The organism is Eisenbergiella tayi, from assembly GCF_001881565.1.
Taxonomy (GTDB): domain Bacteria; phylum Bacillota; class Clostridia; order Lachnospirales; family Lachnospiraceae; genus Eisenbergiella; species Eisenbergiella tayi.
In genome coordinates, this window is record NZ_MPDJ01000018.1 from 54,772 (window position 1) to 73,271 (window position 18,500).

Here is an 18,500-nt window from a genome sequence, read left to right on the forward strand (position 1 = left end):
TTTTCCATCATTTTTCAATCGACACGATTTGAAAGGATGAAGGAAAATGAAGAAAGCAATCATCACCGTATTAGCAGTATTAACAATCATCGTAACAGCAATGGCACCCGCAGCAAAGATGGATGCAAAGGCAGCAGCAGACCAGACTTCTACCATGAATGCAAGACTTCTGGCAGACATCAATAACTTAAGAGCAGAGCAGGGACTTCCCGCACTGACCCTTGATAGTGAATTAAACAGCTATGCAGCAGTAAGAAGTGAAGAAATCAATACAGTTTGGAGCCACACCCGTCCTAACGGAACAAGCGGAGCAGATATGATTAGCTCAACCAAATGGCGTGGAGAAAACCTTTCCTATATTACATACGGAAGCTTCGGATTTTCAGATTCCGAGCAGAACAACGCAGCAGACAGCGTATTCGCAAGCCTGAAGGCAAGTCCTTCACACTACAGCAACATGGTAAGCGGCAATTACACAAAGATTGGTATTTATACATATGTAGCCAATACCGGTTCCGGTGTTAAGCTTTGCACCGCTTATATGTTCTCTAACTAAGCAAATCCCTTAATTTTGATAGATGATATGATGATGATTGGAAAAACAGCAGTATGATCAACTGCTGTTTTTTCATGTCCAAAATAATAGTTTCAAAACTTCTGGCATACTGACATCTCTTTTTCATTTCTGCATAAAAACTGAAATTCTCCATATTACTAACAAGAATAAATTGACCGTATTTTCAGAAGTTATACCGGTCAGAAAGGTGGTTGGAATGGCATCTCAGGAGACATTGTATCTGAAGCTGGACAGGAATGTGGAAGTACAGAAGGATGATGTGCAGCTTTCGGATTTGGGGAAATTGGTATGCGCGAATAAAGATATTCTGGCACACGCTAAGGCAATGAAAATATATAAGTTCAAGGATACGAAGCCTCAGCGTCAGATAGTAAGCGTAATGAAGATCATTGACTCATTACAGACAATGTACCCGGATTTATCAATAGAGAATATTGGTGAGACGGAAGTGATAATGGAAAAGGTAAAGGTAAAAAGTGAAAAGGGATTCATGCAATGGCTTAAAATTGCATTTGTTTCCCTTATTTGTTTTTTTGGAACAGCTTTTACTATCATGGCCTTCCATAATGATATTGGCATCAACAAGGTTTTTGTGAAGGTATATGAAATGATTTCAGGCCAGGCATCGGATGGTTTTACCATATTGGAGGTGACCTATTCCATTGGACTGGCTGTAGGAATTATCGTTTTCTTCAATCATATCGGCGGACGAAGAATTACCAAGGATCCCACCCCTATTGAAGTGGAAATGCGTATTTATGAGGATGATGTAAATAATGCATTGGTAGAAACGGCGGACAGGGAGGGAAAGACCATTGATGTTTCTTAAAAGTGTATTTATGGCGGTCATTGGTTTGAGCTTTGGGTTCCTTGTTTCGGCCGGAGTTTTTACGGTATTAATCGCTGTTGGCCTGGTTCCGCGATTCGCGGGTAAGACACATACCAGCAAAAAAGTATTCCTATATGAAGAAATGGTGGTGGCAGGCACATTATTCGGTAATTTTATCAGTGTTTTTGAGTATTCCTGTCATATAGGGGAATGGGTAAGAAACCTTCAGCCTTTTGGGGCTGTTACGGACAGCATGTGGAAATGGATAACGGTCATACTATGTATATTTTTTGGATTCTTTGCGGGTATTTTTGTTGGATGCCTGGCTCTGGCCATTGCAGAAATGCTGAATACCATACCTGTTTTTGCGAGAAGGATCCAGTTCCGGCATGGATTGGGAATTGCAGTTCTGTCCATTGGATTGGGAAAGCTTGTTGGCAGTCTGATTTATTTTTCCCAGCAGGTATTTTTGACGGGCGGCTGAATAGCCGCCTTTGCGGCGGGATTGCGAGGCGGCCTGAATAACCTGCGATATCACGACATAATGAGTGAAAACTTGTCACCATTCTATCTAATACTTTTTAACCGGACTCTATATAATACAGCTTAAAAGGGGTATCAAAAAATATGATATGGAGGGTTACAGAATGACAGAAAAATTTCAGCCAACGTTGGAATCACTGAGGGAGTATGAATGTCCGGAATGGTTCCGGGATGCCAAATTCGGTATATGGAGCCATTGGGGGCCGCAGAGCGTACCAATGTGCGGAGACTGGTATGCCAGGAATATGTACATACAGGGCAGTCCTCAGTACAATTATCATGTCCGTCATTACGGGCATCCCTCAGAATTCGGGTATAAGGATATTTGTAAACTGTGGAAGGCGGAAAGGTTTGATCCGCAGGAGCTGATGGGACTGTATTACAAAGCTGGAGCCAGATATTTTGTGGCGCAGGCCATGCACCATGATAATTTCTTTAATTACGATTCAAAAGTGAATGCCAATAATTCATTGAAAATCGGGCCGGAAAAGGATATCTGCGGAATGTGGAAGGAAGCGGCTGACAAGTACGGAATGCCCTTTGGCCTGACGGAGCATCTGGGGGCCTCTTTTTCCTGGTGGTATGTGAATAAGGGAGCGGACAGCTACGGCCCTTATAAAGGGGTTCCGTATGACGGGGCGGATCCGGCATATAAAGATTTTTATTATGAAAACAGTGAGCATATCATGCCGGAGCATGGTGAGCTTGCCCAGTGGCTTACAGGAAATAAGAAATTCCAGAAATACTGGCAGGATACGATGAAGGAACTGGTGGACAGGTTCCATCCGGCACTGCTGTATTCCGACAGCGGGCTGCCTTTTGAAGAGGAGGGATATCAGCCCGGACTGGATGCTGTTTCCTATCTGTATAATGATTCTATTGAGAGGAATGGGCAGAATCAGGCGGTTTATACCCAGAAGAACAGAAATCAGGAGATTTACCGGGTTGGTGTGCTGGATATTGAGAAGAGCCAGCTGCCGGGAGTGAATCCCAGCCCCTGGCAGACGGATACCTGTATCGGGAACTGGTTTTATGATGCGAAGCAGACGTTTAAACATCCTGAACAGATTATTGAAATGCTGGTGGATATTATCTCCAAGAATGGCTGTATGCTGCTGAATGTTCTGCAGCGGCCGGATGGTACTATTGATGCGGAAACCCGTTTTATCCTGGAGGAGCTTGCCAAATGGTTCGCTGTCTGTCAGGAAGGAGTATATGGGACAAGGCCTTTCCGGGTATTCGGAGAAGGCGATACAAGGGTGCTTATTGAGGGCTTCCGGGAAGACAAGACGGAATGGAACAGTTCGGATTTCCGGTTTACCAGGAAAGGTAATACGGTTTACGCTTTTATGCTGAAAGCGCCGGAAAACAGGGCGGCGGTCATCAAGTCGCTGAAGCCGGAGGAAAAAGTAAGATCCGTGCGTCTGCTGGGCGCCGGCAATGTGGAATTCTCTCAGTATTGCGGAGTCCTGACCGTAAAACTTCCGGAGAACCTTCCTACGGAGTATGTGAACTGCCTGGCTTTGGAGATGCAGGAATAAGAATAAAATCAAGAAAAATAATTACAGATAGGAAAATACAGATAAGAAAAAATTATAATAAACGCTTCCGGTTTCTCGGTGCGCTTCCTTTCAGAAGGACAGCCCGCCTGGCCGGAGGCGTTTTTTTATACCGGAATATGTTAAAGTCGAAAAGATATGCTTTTGATATATAAAATAAGTTTTTTCTGTAAAAAAGGCATATTATTGAGAAAATAGCTGTAAATATGATAAAATAATGGAGGCAAAAGAGTAAGCACAAAAGATAGAGGGTGGGGAAAAATGAAAAAACGTATGAGAGAAAGCTCGATTGAAACTGTAAAGCTGTTTTTCAGATATGGAGCTTTTTATCTGTTTATTTTTATGCTGTTTCTGTTTCTGCTGCTTCCGATATATAACAATGTTTATAAAATAGCCAGGAGGAGTATTGTCGAGGAAAGCTACCGAAAGCTGCACGAAGGGGTTCTTACAGTGGACGGAAATATTCAGAGAATGACTGAGCTGGCAGGTATTTTGCAGGGAGATGAAAAATATGTCAGATTATCCGGCATCAGCGGCAGTCCGGATACAAAGGATTATTATACGATCCGCAAGCTTCAGGAGGAATTAATCAGGCTGTCGAGATTTCAGGATGTCCCGCTGAAGTTTTTTATCCTGTTCAATGACAATCCTATTGTGCTGTCGGACAGTATGGCGGCGACAAGGACGGGAGAATTTTATGGGAAGCTTATAAGATATGAGAATATGGAAGAAGGAGATTTTTATGGTTTGGTATCCCGGACGGAGGGGATGAAGTATATTCCGGAATGGAATATCAGGTATTTGGATGGAAAGAGCTATGATTGCTTTTCTTATATATTAAAGATGCCTCTGGATGGCATGGGAAACGGAAAGGGAAATCTGGTTCTGGTGATGGACAGGGAGCAGCTTCTGGAGTGGATACTTCCGGAGGGGATGGAAGAGGACAGCTTTTTTTATATCATGGATAAGAGGGACGGGACAATCCTTATGCAGAACGGATATGAATGGGATACCCCTCTTATGCTTACCGAAAAGTCAGGCGAATATGATGTAAACGGCAGGATGTATACGGTCTTGAGCGATGACGCGCAATACAGCAATCTCAGAATTGTGGTAGGAATACAGAGGTCATTATTTCAGAATAGTATCCAGAACGTAACTGCCATTATTCAGGTTTATATCAAGGTGGCGATTTTGCTGTTCCTTGCAGGATGTATCTGGCTGGCTGTGTACAGAATAATGAGAATTAAGGATCTTCTTACCACACTGCCGCATTCCCAGAAGGATATCTGGAAGGCGGGAGATTATAATTACATAAAAAAGGCATTTTCCGAAATAAACCGCAGGACGGACAGCTATGCCGGGGAGCTGAAGAAAATGAAGGGAATTGTCTCTAATAATATTCTTGAAAAATTATTTGTAAGAGGAATTTACTCTCAGAGAGAAAGGCTCGAGGTAGAAAATCTGCTGGGGCATAAGATAGAATTTTATTGTGTGGTCAGCATTAACTGGGAATGTGACATGATGCCGGCAGAAACCGAACTGGATATATCAAAGAAAATCAGCGTACAGACAGGTACTTATCTGGAGAATAACTATAATGAAGGGGTTATTACTGTCAACAGCGGCTTAAAGGAGGTAATCATCCTGCTTCCGCTGCAGCCTGAGGATGATTCCTACACAGATAAGATCAGCAGGCTTTTCGAGCAGGTGGGCAGAATTATGGGAGATGAATACGGAGTGACGGTAAGCTGTGGGATAAGTGACATTTCCATGGATATTTATAATATTCATGCGGCTTATCTCCAGGCTAAGACTGCCGCACGTCAGAACAGCGGGAGCCGGATTGTCAATGAATACGATGCCATAAAAAGCAACAGCTACGTGGTTGACTTCCAGTATGGAGCCCAGCTTTATGAGCTGATTGTGGGCGGGGAAGCGGAAAGCATCAGCTTATTTTTTGACAAGCTGAAGAAACAGCTTATCCAGAGAAAGCTGGAGTCGGAGGATGAGATCAAGCATTTGTTTTATCTGCTCAGGGACGGGCTGTACCATGCGAAAAAAATGCTTCCGCAGTTATCCTCCGAATTGCCGGCATATGATATGGACAGCGATGTGATCGGCCTGCTGGAACGGCTGCAGCATTGTGCGGAGGAAATGTGCGGGATATTGGTTGAAAAAAAGAAAAGAAGGAATCCGGAGCTGAAAACCAGAATCGTTGGGTATATAAAGGAGAATTATGCCAATCCCGACCTGGGAGCATGGGAAATAGCTGAAGCATGCGGTATTTCGGAAAAGTATCTGTATCAGTTCGTAAAAGAGCAGACAGGCAGGACGGTAGGGGAATTATTGGAAAATATCAGGATGTCGGAATGTGAGAGTCTGCTTATGGAAACCGATAAGTCTGTCACTGAAATTTGTACCATGGTTGGGTTTCATTCCAACAATACTTTTTATAAGGCATTTAAGCGGGTGTATGGAATCGCGCCGGGTAAGTGGAGAGAAAACCGGCAAAGAAAGCAATAAAGCGGATAAATTTCCCATGTAAGATCTTACTATGGGAAAATATCGGGAGAGATATCCAATATACAAAAATACAGGCTGAACGCTATCATAAGGGCATGGACACAGTTCCAAATTTTAAATGGAGGAAATGAGTATGAAGAGGAAGAAATGGACAGCCTTAATGATTGCTGCCTGTATGGCTGCGCTCAGTATTACCGGGTGCGGGGCAAAACAGACGGATCAGACGGGAGGGGAAGTCAGTACCGGACAGGAGACAGCGGAAGCTGTTTCAACTGAAGACAGCAAGGATATGTTTAATGAAAGCGGACAGCTGCCTATTCTGAAGGAAAAAGAGAAAATTACCATAGGTATCGCCCAGCTTTCCCAGGTTATTGATTATGATACGAATGCATTAACAAAGAAAATCGAGGAAGATGTTAATGTGGATATTGAGTTTGTCTTTTTCCCTGAAACAGATGCGCAGGGGAAATTTTCCATTATGGCCAATTCGGGAACAGAGATGCCGGATATCATTATGGGATATGATTTGATTCAGCAGAACGCGTCCGTGTATGGGGCGTCAGGCCTGTTCCTTCCCCTGAATGAATACTATGAGGATCCTGATATCTCTTATTATTTCCATCATGAGATTCCGGAAGAGGATCAGGAGCTGATGCTGAAAGGGGTTACTTCCGCGGACGGCAATATCTATGCCATGGCCTCTTATTATCCTGCGCTGGCGAACGAGATATCTCAGAGATACTGGATTAACCAGACCTGGCTGGATAAGCTGGGATTGGACATGCCCACAACGACAGAGGAATTTTATGAAGTCCTGAAAGCGTTCAAAACCCAGGATCCGAATGGGAACGGCAAAGCGGATGAAATTCCGCTGATTGGTTCTAAAGACGGCTGGAATCAGAGGCCTCAGGATTTTCTTATGAACGCCTTTGTTTATGCGAATAATGATCAGAAATATCTGATGGTAAAAGACGGTAAAGTCATGGCATCCTATACACAGCCTGAATGGAGAGACGGTCTGGAATACATGAATATGCTTTGTACGGAAGGCCTTCTGGATCCCATGTCTTATACACAGGATGTAAAGCAGCTCAAGGCTCTTCTTGAAAACGAAGAGGTACAGCTTGTAGGCTGTCTGGCGGCCGGAAGTATGAGCGCCTATCTGCCTGAAAGCGAAAGAAGAGTTGACATGGAGCCGCTGCCTCCGCTTACGGGGCCTGAAGGGGTAAGATATGCGGCATATTCACCGACTACGATTATTGAGGAAATGGCAATTACCAAATACTGCAAAAATCCCGAGCTGGCATTCCGTCTGGGAGATTATCTGTATGAGGAATCCATGTCCATGATGACCCGGTATGGAGTGGAAGGCGTTGACTGGACGAGGGAAGGCGCGGACAAGGAAAAAGGACTATATGAGGATTCGCTTGGCATTCCCTGTGGATTTCTTATTCTGAACGATATCTGGAATGTGGATCAGAATTCCTCCTGGAGACAGGTGGGCCCTGCCTATCGGTCAGGTTCCATGAGTGATCAGGGAGTTGCGGCTAATCCGGATCCGAAGGCCACGGTATCTATGCTTTCCAAGGCTGTAGGCTTGTACAAGGATTATACACCCACAGAATATGTTAATAACTTAGTCTATACGGTGGATGAAAAGGAAGAAAGAGCCGAGCTTTATACGACAATCAAGGCTGCAAGGGATGAGGCGATCGTTCGTTTTATCACCGGAGACCGGCCTCTCAGTGAATGGGATGATTACCTGAAGGAACTGGAAGCCTGCGGTTTGGAGCGATATCTGGAAATCGAACAGAGCGCATATGACCGTGCGGAGGGCAGAAAGTAGTTATGCGTTTAAGGTAGCTTAAGCAATGGGGATCGCTGCGATGCGGCAGATCCCCATATTTACGCATAGCATAACCGGAAAGGAGTCTATGAGTTGAAAAGGAAAAAAAGAATAAAGCATTGGCAGTTATATCTGTTTTTGGTAATACCGATAGTACTGGTCTTTATTTTCAACTACATACCTATGGCTGGTATCCAGCTTGCTTTTAAAAAATATAATATGAATCTGGGAATCATGGGAAGCCCATGGATTGGGTTTGATAATTTTAAAAAGTTTTTCCGGAATTATCAGTTCTGGAGACTGCTGAAAAATACGCTGACCCTGTCACTGTACGGCATGCTGGCCGGTTTTCCCATCCCTATTATGCTGGCTCTTTTGCTGAATTCCATGAATAACCTGAAATACAAGAAGTTTATTCAGACAGTTACCTACATGCCCCACTTTATTTCAACAGTCGTTATGGTAGGTCTGATCATCCAGGTATTTAATCCCAGAATAGGCCTGTATGGAATTATTTACAGTGCGGTTACCGGAAATAATGCGCCTGACGTTTTGGGATCGGCCTCTGCTTTTCCCCATATTTATGTGCTTTCCGGGGTCTGGCAGTCGATGGGCTGGAATTCGATCATTTATATGGCGGCCCTTGCGGGAGTGGATGCGGAGCTGCATGAAGCGGCGCAGATGGACGGGGCGAGTAAGTTTCAGCGTATTCTGCATATTGACCTTCCTTCCATCCTGCCTACGGCAATTATGCTTTTAATACTGAATGCAGGCTCGATCATGAATATAGGATTTGAGAAGGCTTTTCTCATGCAGAACAATCTGAACCTGCGTTCCAGCGAAGTAATATCCACCTATGTGTATAAAATGGGTCTGGAAAGCGCTACGGGTGATTACGGCTATGCAACCGCAATCGGTTTGTTTAACTCGGTCATTAACTTGATATTGATTGTATCGGTCAATGCGGTCAGTAAAAAAGTAACGGAACAGAGCTTATGGTAAGGGAGGAGAATTATGAGTAAAGGCAGGACAAAAATAAGAAAATCAGGAAGTGATAAGGTATTTGACGGGATAGTCCTGGTTTTTCTTACGCTGCTGTTGATTTTGGTTCTGTATCCCCTGATTTATATTGTTTCGGCATCCTTTTCATCGGCGTCCGCGGTTACCTCCGGAAAGGTAATACTGTTGCCTGTGGATTTCAGCCTGGAGGGCTATAAAGCGGTTTTTGAAAATAAGGATATCTGGCTGGGATATAAGAACACTATTATTTATACCGTATGCGGTACTTTTATTAACGTGGCAGTGACGCTGATGGCCGCTTATCCGCTTTCACGGAAGGACTTAAAGGGGAAAGGGATCTTAACCTTCTTTTTCACCTTTACCATGCTTTTCGGAGGAGGAATGATACCCAATTATATTCTGATCAGGGATCTGCATCTGATGAATACCAGATGGGCTATCATTCTGCCGGGCGCACTGTCTGTTTATAACATGATTGTGGCGAGGACCTTCATTCAAAGCAATATACCGGATGAGCTTCTGGAGGCTTCGCAGCTTGACGGCTGCAGTGACACAAAATATTTTTTCGGCATTATTCTTCCGCTGTCCAAGGCGGTCATAGCCGTTCTTGCCCTGTTCTATGGGGTGGGCCATTGGAATGCTTATTTTAATGCGTTCCTTTATTTAAATGACAAGAAATTGTACCCGCTTCAGATCTTTTTGAGGGAGATCCTGATCAATAATACCATGGATATGAATTCCTTTGTGGATCCCACACTTATGGAGGCTAAACAGGGACTGGCCGATCTGCTGAAATATTCTCTTATCATTGTTGCGTCAGTGCCCGTTTTGTGCCTGTATCCCTTTGCCCAGAAATATTTTGTCAAGGGGGTTATGATAGGGTCTGTTAAGGGATAGGCGCGGACAGGAATGGAGAAATTATGATAAATACGAATTTTGTTTCCAGAGAGGATTATGAAGAAGCTCTGCTGGGACTCTGCAGACCGCTGAAAAAATATTTTACGAAAGGAAACACGGGGATTTATATTGGATATACGTCGGCCCACTATGGCGATAAAATCATCGGGCTGGAGGCTTATTCCAGAATTCTCTGGGGCATCGTGCCTTATATGGTATCGGGGAAAACGACGCCCCTGGATGAAGAGATCCTGAGGGGGCTCAGAAATGGCATCAATCCGGAGAATGAGGAATACTGGGGAACCTATGAGGACGGAAGCCAGGCTTTTGTGGAGATGGCGGTTTTGGGATTTGCCCTGCTGATGGTGCCGGAACGATTTTGGGATCCGCTGTCCGGGGAAGAGAGAAGGATGTTTTCCGACTGGCTGAATCAGATCAATGAGCATGAGATATCAGATAATAACTGGCTCTTTTTCCGGATACTGGTAAACTGCGGGCTGAGAAAGAACGGCGGCTGCTGGAGTGAGGAGCGGCTGTCGGCAGATTTGGCCCGCATAGAGGATTTTTACCTTGGGGACGGTTGGTATTCGGATGGGAAAACGGCCCAGAGGGATTATTATATCTCCTTTGCCATGCATTTTTATTCCCTTATCTATGCGGGTGTGATGAAAAAAGAGGATCCGGAACGCGCGGCGGTTTACATACAAAGAGGGGAAAGGTTCGCGCAGGATTTTATGTGGTGGTTTGCACGGTCGGGAGAAGCGATTCCCTACGGCAGGTCGCTCACATACCGTTTTGCCCAGACAGCCTTTTGGGCGGCGCTTGCTTTTTCCGGTTCGGAGGCTGTGCCGTGGGGAATACTCAGGGGCCTGATAAGCAGACATTTCCGGTACTGGTTCCGGCAGCCCATACTGGATTGCGAGGATAAACTGACAATTGGTTATGCCTATCCCAACTTAAATATGGCGGAAGGATATAATTCCCCTTCCTCTCCTTACTGGGCCATGAAGAGCTTTTTGGTTCTTGCGCTGCCGAAGGAGCATCCTTTTTGGAAGGCGGAGGAGAGGGAGCTTCCTGCGAGGGAAGGTGTGCGTATGATGCCCCATGCGGGGATGCTTGTCAGGGAAAGGAAGAACGGACATGTGATGGCTCTCACTTCGGGGCAGTATTGCGCATGGAAGCCGGCACACTATGCGGAGAAGTATGAAAAATTTGCATATTCCACCGGCTTTGGATTTCAGGTTCCGCGATCCTATCGTACGCTGGAGCAGGCTGCTCCGGATAATATGCTGTCCCTGTATAAGGATGGGTACTGGCACGTGCGGACGAAGTGTGAAGCTGTGGAAATAACGGAGGAGAGAATCGTCAGCACTTGGATCCCTTTTGACGGAGTGCATATTGAAACGGAGCTTTCCTTTGAGGCGGAGGGCTGCAGATGCCGGCATATCATTCAAAGCGATGGGGTATATCAGGCCGCAGCCGCCGGATTTGCCCTTCCTTTTTCGGAAAAAGAGGAGCTGGTTTGGGAAGCAGGAGAAGGGAGCGCGAGGATAAGGGGAAAGAAAGGCAGCTGTGGGATCATTCAGATAGAGGGGAAGGCGGACGCGGATTTTATTTACTGCGAGCCGAATGTAAATGTTCTTTATCCCCGCACTGTATTGCCCTGCCTGCAAATGACGGTAAGGCCCGGGATAAATATAGTGGAATATAGGATTGAAGGAGAGATGAACACGGACTGAAAGGAACGAAGATAAGGGAGGCACCCACACCGGCAAACGGTTAAGTGGGGGTCTCCCTGTTTTTGCTTCTGTAAACGGAGGGAGCCAGCCCCATTTGCCGGGTAAAGAAGCGGTTGAAATGGGAAGCATCATACATGCCGATGCATTCCCCTATTCTTTCACAGGACATGGATGTGGTATTCAGCAAGGAACAGGCATATTCGATGCGTTTCAGGCTTATGTATTTCAGCGGTGTGGTTCCTACATATCTGCGGAAAATGCGTGTGAGATAGGTGTGGCTCACATGCAGGTGTTCCGAAAGGCGGCAGATCCGCAGATCCTCCGTAAAATGCTGTTCGATATAGCTCAGGGCATCCGTAACCAGCTGGGGATGACTGCGTGCAGGAGAAAGGCTTGCCGCTTCCAGCAGATCCATAAGAAAAGCGTAGTACAATTTGGATAAACTGAAATCATCGGTTTCCGGAGCAGCCTTCTGTGCTTTGATGATGGAAATCAGCTGAGCCAGGGGTTTTTCGGTATGGGCGGCGTCAAGGGTATGGATATGGTTCATTTTGAAAAAGCCGGACAGCTCCTGCTGTCCCGGAATAGCAAGCTCAATCCAGATAAGACCGAGAGGATCCCCGGAATAATTGGAATAGGTATGGGCGTCTCCTGCAGTTATAATGAAGGCATCCCCTTTTTTCAGCAGATAATCTTTTCCGGCGATATGGAAGAAGCCGCAGCCGTCGAACAGGAAATGAACGGTGAAATAGGGATAGTCGGCATTTCTTTGTACACAAAAGAAAGATTCCTCATAACCGCAGCCCATCCGGGAGGCACGGATAATAAACGGCAGACCGGTGCCGCTGTTTTCAGGGGCATAATACAGGTAGGGAGTGAAATTTTCGGGATTATAGATATCCTGCATGATATTTTCCTTCCGTTAAAATAAAGCTGATGTGCGGCTGTCAAGGTTATTGTACTATTGGGGAGGAAAATCAGCAAGAAGAGGTTTTAAATTTTACAACAAATCAGATAAATCAGGGAATTCCGGTTTCCGGCGGGGGAGGATAAAATAAAGATAAAAGATAACGGTTCGGGCCTGTCCGGACTGTTGTGATAAAACTGATTTCTGCTATGGGAAAGGGAGGGCGCTGTTATGACATCCAAAGAAAGAGTGAGAGCTGTGATGGAGCACCGGAAGCCGGATCGTGTTCCGGCGGCTTTTGAGGCGGTGGGCTCTGTGACGGAGAAGCTGCTGAAGCATTATGGTTTTACAGATTACAGCCAGCTGCTGGAAAAATATGAAATAGATATCGTGACGGCCGGGCCGGAATATATCGGGCCGGAATTGAAGACCTATCTGAATGAAAAAGGGGAGCGGGTGGAGCAGTCCTGGTGGGGGTTCGAAACAACCATGCATACGACCGCGATCGATACTTATGGAACCACAACCTATTTCCCTTTAAATGGAGTGGAAACTGTGGAGGATGTGGATGCTGTCATGTTCCCCGATCCGGACTGGTTTGATTACAGCTCTGTCAGGAAGGTGTGTGACAGCAATCCGGATAAGGCAATTATTGTAGGCCATGAGGGCCCTTTCCAGATGGTTACCTTTCTGATAGAGATGGATCAGTTTTTTATGCTGATGCTGGATGAGCCTGATACCGCCAAACGGATCCTGGAACGCATGAATGAATTTGAGATGGAATATTACCGGAGAATTTTCGAGGCCGGGGAGGGCAGGGTGGATGTCCTTCGTCCTCATGATGATTACGGAACACAGATATCCCTGCTGTTTTCGGTGGATATGTGGAGAGAATTTTATCGGGAGAATACGATAAAGCTGGCGGATCTGGCGCATAAATACGGCGCGTTTTACCAGCAGCATTCCTGCGGGGCCGTGGCGCCGCTGATACCGGAATTTATTGCGTGCGGCGTGGATGCGCTGGAGCCGGTTCAGAAGGTGCAGGGGCTGGAAGTAGAACGTCTGGCAAAGCTGTATAAGGACAAGATTCTTTTCCATGGAGGAATTGATACGCAGGGGCTGCTGCCTTACGGAAAGCCGGAAGAGGTACGGGCGGAGGTACGGAAATTCATAGATTTACTGGGGAAGGACGGCGGCTATATGCTCATGGCCAGCCAGGGCTTTGAAGGGGACGTGCCGATAGAGAATATCGAAGCAGTATATATGACGGACAGGAGTATCTGATAAATAAATGAGTATCTGACAAATGGGTATCTGACAAAAACGCCTGCGTGGGATTGAGTGAATCCCCTGCAGGCGTTTTTTACTGTCGGTGGTGTCTTTCCACTGAACGGCGTTCCCGGCGTCCGTCTTCTCTGCGTCCCCGTTCTCTGCTGTCTCGGCCTCTGTTGTCTCGGTCTCTGCCGCCGTACATTTCTTTTTTGCTGCGCCAGTCGGCCAGAAGCTTATCCAAAATGCGGGAGAGCTGTTCCTTCTCTTCCTCATCCAGGCAGGAGAAGAAATCCTGTACGGAAGTCTCTCTGCTGACGTGCATCTGTTCGGCGGCTTCCAGGCCCGCGGGGGTGAGAGTGACATCCACGCCTCTTTTATCCTGTTCATTCGGAGAGCGGGTGATATAGCCTTCGGCTTCCATTTTTCCCAAAATTTCACTTAAGGAACCGGAGCGTACATCCAGAATATCCATGAGCTGTCTTTGGGTGATGGGGCTTCTGGCGGACAGAATGGAAAGGATACGCAGCTGGCCGGATTTGCCGTTTCCCGGATGGTGCAGTGCATGGGCACAGGCTCTGAACCGCTCGAAGAGCTGTTCTTCGCCGGTAAGAGACTGTCCGTCGGGAAAGAAGTGTTCCGGGAAGGGTTCACGGCCGTTTCTTCTGCCGCGGCGTTCCCGGAATTCCTCATTGCGTTCCCGGAGTTCCTCATGGCGGGCATGGGCGGAATGATGGTGGGAAGCGTTTTGAGTGTCTCTTTCATCCGATCCGGGATGATTCGTTTCAGAAGCTTCTGAAAAATAAGCCCTTCCTTTTCCGCACTGTAAAGCGTCGGAAGGACAGTGGTTAGGACAGCAGGGACATGATTGGTTTGTGTTTTCGTTCATAGGCAATTCCTTCTTTCTTTTCAAATATGATTTGCAATAATTACTAGGTACCTTATGAATTAAGAATACACCATGGAAGAACAAATGTCAAGGTACCTTGTTAAATTTAAATATTTTTATGAATATGGGAATTCCTGGATTTCCCTGTATCGGAATGCTATAATGGCCTTAGAAATATGCGGTAAAATCAGGACGGACAGGTATACTCCATAAATGATATGAAAAGGGGAGACAGGCAATGGAGAAGGATTGGTGGAAGAAGAGCGTTGTCTATCAGATTTATCCCAGAAGCTTCTGTGACAGCGACGGGGATGGAATCGGTGATTTAAACGGGATTACGGGGAAGCTGGATTATCTGAAGGAGCTGGGAGCGGATGTCATCTGGCTTTCGCCGGTATATGAGTCGCCCAATGACGATAATGGTTATGATATCAGCGATTACCAGGTCGTTATGAAGGATTTCGGGACGATGGCGGATTTTGACCGGATGCTGGAGGAAATCCATGCGAGGGGAATGAAGCTGGTGATGGATCTGGTGGTGAACCATACCTCGGACGAGCATCCATGGTTTCAGGAAAGCCGGAAAGGTAAGGACAATCCCTACAGGGATTATTATATCTGGAAGAAACCCAAAGAGGGAAAGGAGCCGAATAACTGGGGCTCCTGCTTCGGCGGGCCGGCCTGGGAATATGAGGAAAGCAGCGGAGAGTATTATCTTCATCTGTTTTCCGTTAAGCAGCCGGATTTGAACTGGGAGAACCCGCAGGTACGCCGTGAAGTGTACCGGATGATGAACTGGTGGCTGGATAAGGGGGTGGACGGCTTCCGGATGGATGTTATCAGCCTGATTTCCAAGGATCCGGATTTTCCGGACGGTCCGGTGGGAATTACCGGCTATGCAGCCTTTAATTATTGCGCCAACGGGCCGCGTGTTCATGAATATCTGCAGGAAATGCGGCGGGAGGTACTGGACGGAAGGGATACCATCACAGTCGGGGAATGCTCCGGCGTTACGCTGGAGGAGGCGCTGAAATATGCTTCCTGTGACGAAAAAGAGCTGAGCATGGTTTTCCAGTTTGAACATGTGGATTTGGATTTTGATGAAAAGGGAAATAAATGGACCGACAGGAAATGCCGTCTTACGGAATTGAAGGAGGTTCTTTCCCGGTGGCAGACAGGGCTGTATGGCAGGGCCTGGAACAGTCTTTTCTGGTGCAATCATGATCAGCCGAGGGTGGTTTCACGCTTTGGAAACGATTCACCCGAGTACAGGGAGGTTTCCGCCAAAATGCTGGCGGTATGCCTGCATATGATGCAGGGTACCCCTTATATTTATCAGGGTGAAGAGCTTGGGATGACGAATGTGCCTTTTAAGGGGATTGCGGATTTCCGGGATTTGGACAGTATCAATGCCTATTGGGAGCTTACGGGGAAGGGGATTTTCAAAGAGGAGGAAATGCTGCGTTTTCTTCGGTATAAGTCCAGGGATAACGCCCGTACGCCCATGCAGTGGGATGCTTCCCCTAATGCCGGATTTACGGAGGGAGAGCCATGGATTATGGTGAATCCGAATTATGGAGAAATCAATGCTGCTGACCAGATCGGGAGGGATGATTCCGTATTTTCTTTTTATAAGGAGCTTGTGAAGCTGAGGAAGGAAAAGCCGGTTGTCGTGAATGGGGAGTACCGGCTGCTGGATCCGGAATCGGAAGATGTGTTTGTATACGAAAGAAGCTTTCATGAGGAGCATCTGCTTGTGGTGTGCAGCTTTTCGGAAAAAGAGCTTTTATGGCGGCTTCCGGAGGAAATGGCCGGGCAGGCTGCAAAACGGGTTATCGGCAATTATCAGGGGCAGCAATGGGGGCCGGAGCTTATGCTGCGCCCTTATGAAGCTTCTGTTCGGGAATGGACGAAAGGAGAATAAGGGATGGGGAACAGATGGAGTAAGGAAAAAATCAATGCGTGGTATGAGGAGCGTCCGTGGCTGATGGGCTGTAATTACGTCCCGGCAGTCACCCTGCATAATACGGAGCTGTGGCAGGACGATACAAGGGAAGAGGTTCTTGCGTCTGTGAAAGAAGAACTGAAGCTTCTGCGGGAAACAGGGCTTAACAGTGTGAGAATGTTTATGCCTTTTCATGCCTGGTATTTTGAGCGGGAACGCTTTTTTGGAAAGCTGGACGAGCTGCTTGATTTGCTGGAGAAGTTCGGGGTTACGCTCATGCCGGTGCTGTTTAATGACTGTGCGCCTTTTGAAAGGCCGGATCCGGTGTTTCCTGACAGAATGAGTGAGGGCTGGCAGCCTTATGATATCGGGCATCATGGAGGAAAAGCGGAAAATCCCTTTACCGGGGAAAAAAGAAAAACGGGCTGGATTTTATTTGATGAGGAGGAATGGAGAGAACCTCAATATACCTATGCAAAGGAAATGATCAGCAGGTACGCCAGGGATCCCAGGATTATCATATGGGATTTGTGGAATGAACCGGGAAACAGCAACAGGCATTCCCTGAGTATGGGACATCTGGAGCGTGTGTTTGAAATCGCCAGGGCTATTGATCCGGATCAGCCATTGACGGCGGCGCCCTGGTCTTATCCGGAAGGGTATGGGGTTTCGGAGGAAGCACAGCTGGAACCGATTCAGAAGAGGGCTGTGGAGCTTTCGGATATCGTTTCCTTCCATCAATACGAAAATTTTGAACGGGTGAGACAGGCGGTAAACGGGCTTTCCAAAGAAGGCAGGCCGCTTATAAATACAGAATGGCTCAACCGTATCCTGGATAATAATATCAGCGAGCTTCTTCCGTATTTTTATGAAAACAGGATCGGCAGCTACCATTGGGGGCTGGTTGCCGGAAAGTCACAGTTTTATCTTCCATGGGATTATCTGCGGGAGGAAGAGGGGCTTGATTTGACGCTGTGGCAGCATGATTTGTACCATGAAGATTTTACGGCTTATGATGAAAAAGAGATAGCGTTGTTTCAGAAGTTCGGGAAGAAGGAATAAAAGAAACCTCCTGTCAGACAGGGGCGGGCAGCGGCCTGTCCCTGCCTGGGCAGGAGGTTTTTTATCGGGCAGATGTTTTTCAGAGAGCGGATTTTCACTGTGTTTCCTGGCGGTGTTTTCGGGTGGCTGTTTCCTGAAAACGGAAGAAATCCGGACGGTGTCTGGACTGGGTATATTCAAACATGATACCGTCCGCATTATAGGTCTGGTTGGTGACGACGGCCAGGCAGTTGTAATCCTTCAGTTCCAGATATTTTTCATCGACCTGGGTGGTATGCTCCACCGTCATGGTTCGTTTGCTGGTTATGATCTGCATGCCCAGCTCTTTTTCAATGTAGTCGTAAATGGAGCCTTCCGCAATCTCGCGGGTGAGGCCGGGAACCTGGGATTTCAGGAACATATTGATATCCAGTATCAGGGCTTTTCCGTCAAGGTAGCGGACGCGCTGTATATAATAAAGAATGCTTCCTGTGGGGAAGCCGGTTTTGGTATGGATATGTTCGTCGGCAGATATTTCGGCGAATTGTACCACATGGGTGGAGGTCTGGCGGTGGTTCCTTTCGGCGGATTCCCGGAAGGATTCGATGCCTCCTATATAAAAAGAAGCCTGATCCACTGGCTGGTAAATAACCCGGACGCCTTTTCCGTGGAGGGACTGGACATAGCCTTCCTCCACCAGCTGGGCAACAGCCCTTCGGATGGTGTTTCTGGAGCAGCCGTAGATTTCCACCATGGTGTTTTCTGAAGGAAGAAGTTCCTGGCAGGGATATTCCTGAGACTCGATTTTTTGTTTCAGATCTTTGTAAATGGATTCGTATTTGGCTTTTGGCATGGTTGATTCCTTTGCTTGTTTAAACATCTATTCTTATTATAAACGAATGGAGGCGGAAGT

At 46.7% G+C, this 18,500-nt stretch carries 15 protein-coding genes; 12 read left to right on the forward strand and 3 right to left on the reverse strand.

Features of this window, described 5'->3' with window-relative positions:
- Positions 1-46 precede the first annotated feature (46 nt).
- The 9 genes from BLA28_RS32445 (at position 47) to BLA28_RS32485 (ending at position 11,536) form a co-directional block, all read left to right on the forward strand.
- Positions 47-556, forward strand: a complete 510-nt coding sequence (locus tag BLA28_RS32445) for a CAP domain-containing protein (protein ID WP_009251034.1) — start codon at positions 47-49, stop codon at positions 554-556.
- Positions 557-773: 217 nt separating this feature from the next.
- Positions 774-1,406 (forward strand): stage V sporulation protein AA, encoded by a 633-nt coding sequence (locus tag BLA28_RS32450; RefSeq protein WP_009251033.1) that lies wholly within the window; start codon positions 774-776, stop codon positions 1,404-1,406.
- Complete coding sequence (locus BLA28_RS32455; protein WP_069153602.1) at positions 1,396-1,890, forward strand: stage V sporulation protein AB; 495 nt, start codon at positions 1,396-1,398, stop codon at positions 1,888-1,890. Before BLA28_RS32450 ends, BLA28_RS32455 begins: the two co-directional genes overlap by 11 nt.
- A gap of 163 nt (positions 1,891-2,053) precedes the next feature.
- Positions 2,054-3,490, forward strand: coding sequence for an alpha-L-fucosidase (locus tag BLA28_RS32460; RefSeq protein WP_081330169.1), 1,437 nt, complete (start codon positions 2,054-2,056; stop codon positions 3,488-3,490).
- Between the two features lie 279 nt (positions 3,491-3,769).
- Positions 3,770-6,034, forward strand: a complete 2,265-nt coding sequence (locus BLA28_RS32465; protein ID WP_069158815.1) for a helix-turn-helix domain-containing protein — start codon at positions 3,770-3,772, stop codon at positions 6,032-6,034.
- 133 nt (positions 6,035-6,167) lie between these two features.
- On the forward strand, positions 6,168-7,880 hold the full coding sequence (locus tag BLA28_RS32470; protein WP_069158816.1) for an extracellular solute-binding protein: 1,713 nt from the start codon (positions 6,168-6,170) through the stop codon (positions 7,878-7,880).
- A 93-nt stretch (positions 7,881-7,973) separates the two neighbouring features.
- Positions 7,974-8,882 carry an ABC transporter permease gene (locus BLA28_RS32475; RefSeq protein WP_044967947.1) on the forward strand — a complete coding sequence of 303 codons (909 nt, stop codon included), beginning with the start codon at positions 7,974-7,976 and terminating at the stop codon, positions 8,880-8,882.
- A 12-nt stretch (positions 8,883-8,894) separates the two neighbouring features.
- The gene (locus BLA28_RS32480; protein WP_069158817.1) at positions 8,895-9,797 is read left to right on the forward strand and encodes a carbohydrate ABC transporter permease; all 903 of its coding nucleotides are present in this window, start codon (positions 8,895-8,897) and stop codon (positions 9,795-9,797) included.
- A gap of 23 nt (positions 9,798-9,820) precedes the next feature.
- Positions 9,821-11,536 (forward strand): DUF2264 domain-containing protein, encoded by a 1,716-nt coding sequence (locus tag BLA28_RS32485; RefSeq protein ID WP_069158818.1) that lies wholly within the window; start codon positions 9,821-9,823, stop codon positions 11,534-11,536.
- Between the two features lie 40 nt (positions 11,537-11,576).
- Here the strand turns inward: BLA28_RS32485 and BLA28_RS32490 are convergent, their stop codons facing one another.
- Positions 11,577-12,443: an AraC family transcriptional regulator gene (locus BLA28_RS32490; protein ID WP_069158819.1), complete on the reverse strand. Its 867-nt coding sequence runs from the start codon at positions 12,441-12,443 to the stop codon at positions 11,577-11,579.
- A gap of 231 nt (positions 12,444-12,674) precedes the next feature.
- On the opposite strand from BLA28_RS32490, the gene BLA28_RS32495 reads away from it, so the two are divergent.
- A complete protein-coding gene (locus BLA28_RS32495; protein ID WP_069158820.1) occupies positions 12,675-13,727 on the forward strand; it encodes a uroporphyrinogen decarboxylase family protein in 1,053 nt (350 codons plus the stop codon).
- A gap of 79 nt (positions 13,728-13,806) precedes the next feature.
- Here the strand turns inward: BLA28_RS32495 and BLA28_RS32500 are convergent, their stop codons facing one another.
- Positions 13,807-14,601: a MarR family winged helix-turn-helix transcriptional regulator gene (locus tag BLA28_RS32500; RefSeq protein WP_069158821.1), complete on the reverse strand. Its 795-nt coding sequence runs from the start codon at positions 14,599-14,601 to the stop codon at positions 13,807-13,809.
- Positions 14,602-14,839: 238 nt separating this feature from the next.
- On the opposite strand from BLA28_RS32500, the gene BLA28_RS32505 reads away from it, so the two are divergent.
- Positions 14,840-16,525, forward strand: a complete 1,686-nt coding sequence (locus BLA28_RS32505) for a glycoside hydrolase family 13 protein (protein ID WP_071699754.1) — start codon at positions 14,840-14,842, stop codon at positions 16,523-16,525.
- A 3-nt stretch (positions 16,526-16,528) separates the two neighbouring features.
- Complete coding sequence (locus BLA28_RS32510; protein ID WP_069158823.1) at positions 16,529-17,608, forward strand: cellulase family glycosylhydrolase; 1,080 nt, start codon at positions 16,529-16,531, stop codon at positions 17,606-17,608.
- 94 nt (positions 17,609-17,702) lie between these two features.
- Here BLA28_RS32510 and treR read toward each other — a convergent pair whose 3' ends face one another.
- On the reverse strand, positions 17,703-18,440 hold the full coding sequence (gene treR / locus BLA28_RS32515) for a trehalose operon repressor (RefSeq protein ID WP_044967961.1): 738 nt from the start codon (positions 18,438-18,440) through the stop codon (positions 17,703-17,705).
- Between the last annotated feature and the right edge of the window lie 60 nt (positions 18,441-18,500).

Coding starts and splice junctions, on each gene's coding strand:
- BLA28_RS32445 (WP_009251034.1), top strand. CDS start 47: ATGAAGAAAGCAATCATCACCGTATTAGCAGTATTAACAATCATCGTA.
- BLA28_RS32450 (WP_009251033.1), top strand. CDS start 774: ATGGCATCTCAGGAGACATTGTATCTGAAGCTGGACAGGAATGTGGAA.
- BLA28_RS32455 (WP_069153602.1), top strand. CDS start 1,396: ATGTTTCTTAAAAGTGTATTTATGGCGGTCATTGGTTTGAGCTTTGGG.
- BLA28_RS32460 (WP_081330169.1), top strand. CDS start 2,054: ATGACAGAAAAATTTCAGCCAACGTTGGAATCACTGAGGGAGTATGAA.
- BLA28_RS32465 (WP_069158815.1), top strand. CDS start 3,770: ATGAAAAAACGTATGAGAGAAAGCTCGATTGAAACTGTAAAGCTGTTT.
- BLA28_RS32470 (WP_069158816.1), top strand. CDS start 6,168: ATGAAGAGGAAGAAATGGACAGCCTTAATGATTGCTGCCTGTATGGCT.
- BLA28_RS32480 (WP_069158817.1), top strand. CDS start 8,895: ATGAGTAAAGGCAGGACAAAAATAAGAAAATCAGGAAGTGATAAGGTA.
- BLA28_RS32485 (WP_069158818.1), top strand. CDS start 9,821: ATGATAAATACGAATTTTGTTTCCAGAGAGGATTATGAAGAAGCTCTG.
- BLA28_RS32490 (WP_069158819.1), bottom strand. CDS start 12,443: ATGCAGGATATCTATAATCCCGAAAATTTCACTCCCTACCTGTATTAT.
- BLA28_RS32495 (WP_069158820.1), top strand. CDS start 12,675: ATGACATCCAAAGAAAGAGTGAGAGCTGTGATGGAGCACCGGAAGCCG.
- BLA28_RS32500 (WP_069158821.1), bottom strand. CDS start 14,601: ATGAACGAAAACACAAACCAATCATGTCCCTGCTGTCCTAACCACTGT.
- BLA28_RS32505 (WP_071699754.1), top strand. CDS start 14,840: ATGGAGAAGGATTGGTGGAAGAAGAGCGTTGTCTATCAGATTTATCCC.
- BLA28_RS32510 (WP_069158823.1), top strand. CDS start 16,529: ATGGGGAACAGATGGAGTAAGGAAAAAATCAATGCGTGGTATGAGGAG.
- treR (WP_044967961.1), bottom strand. CDS start 18,440: ATGCCAAAAGCCAAATACGAATCCATTTACAAAGATCTGAAACAAAAA.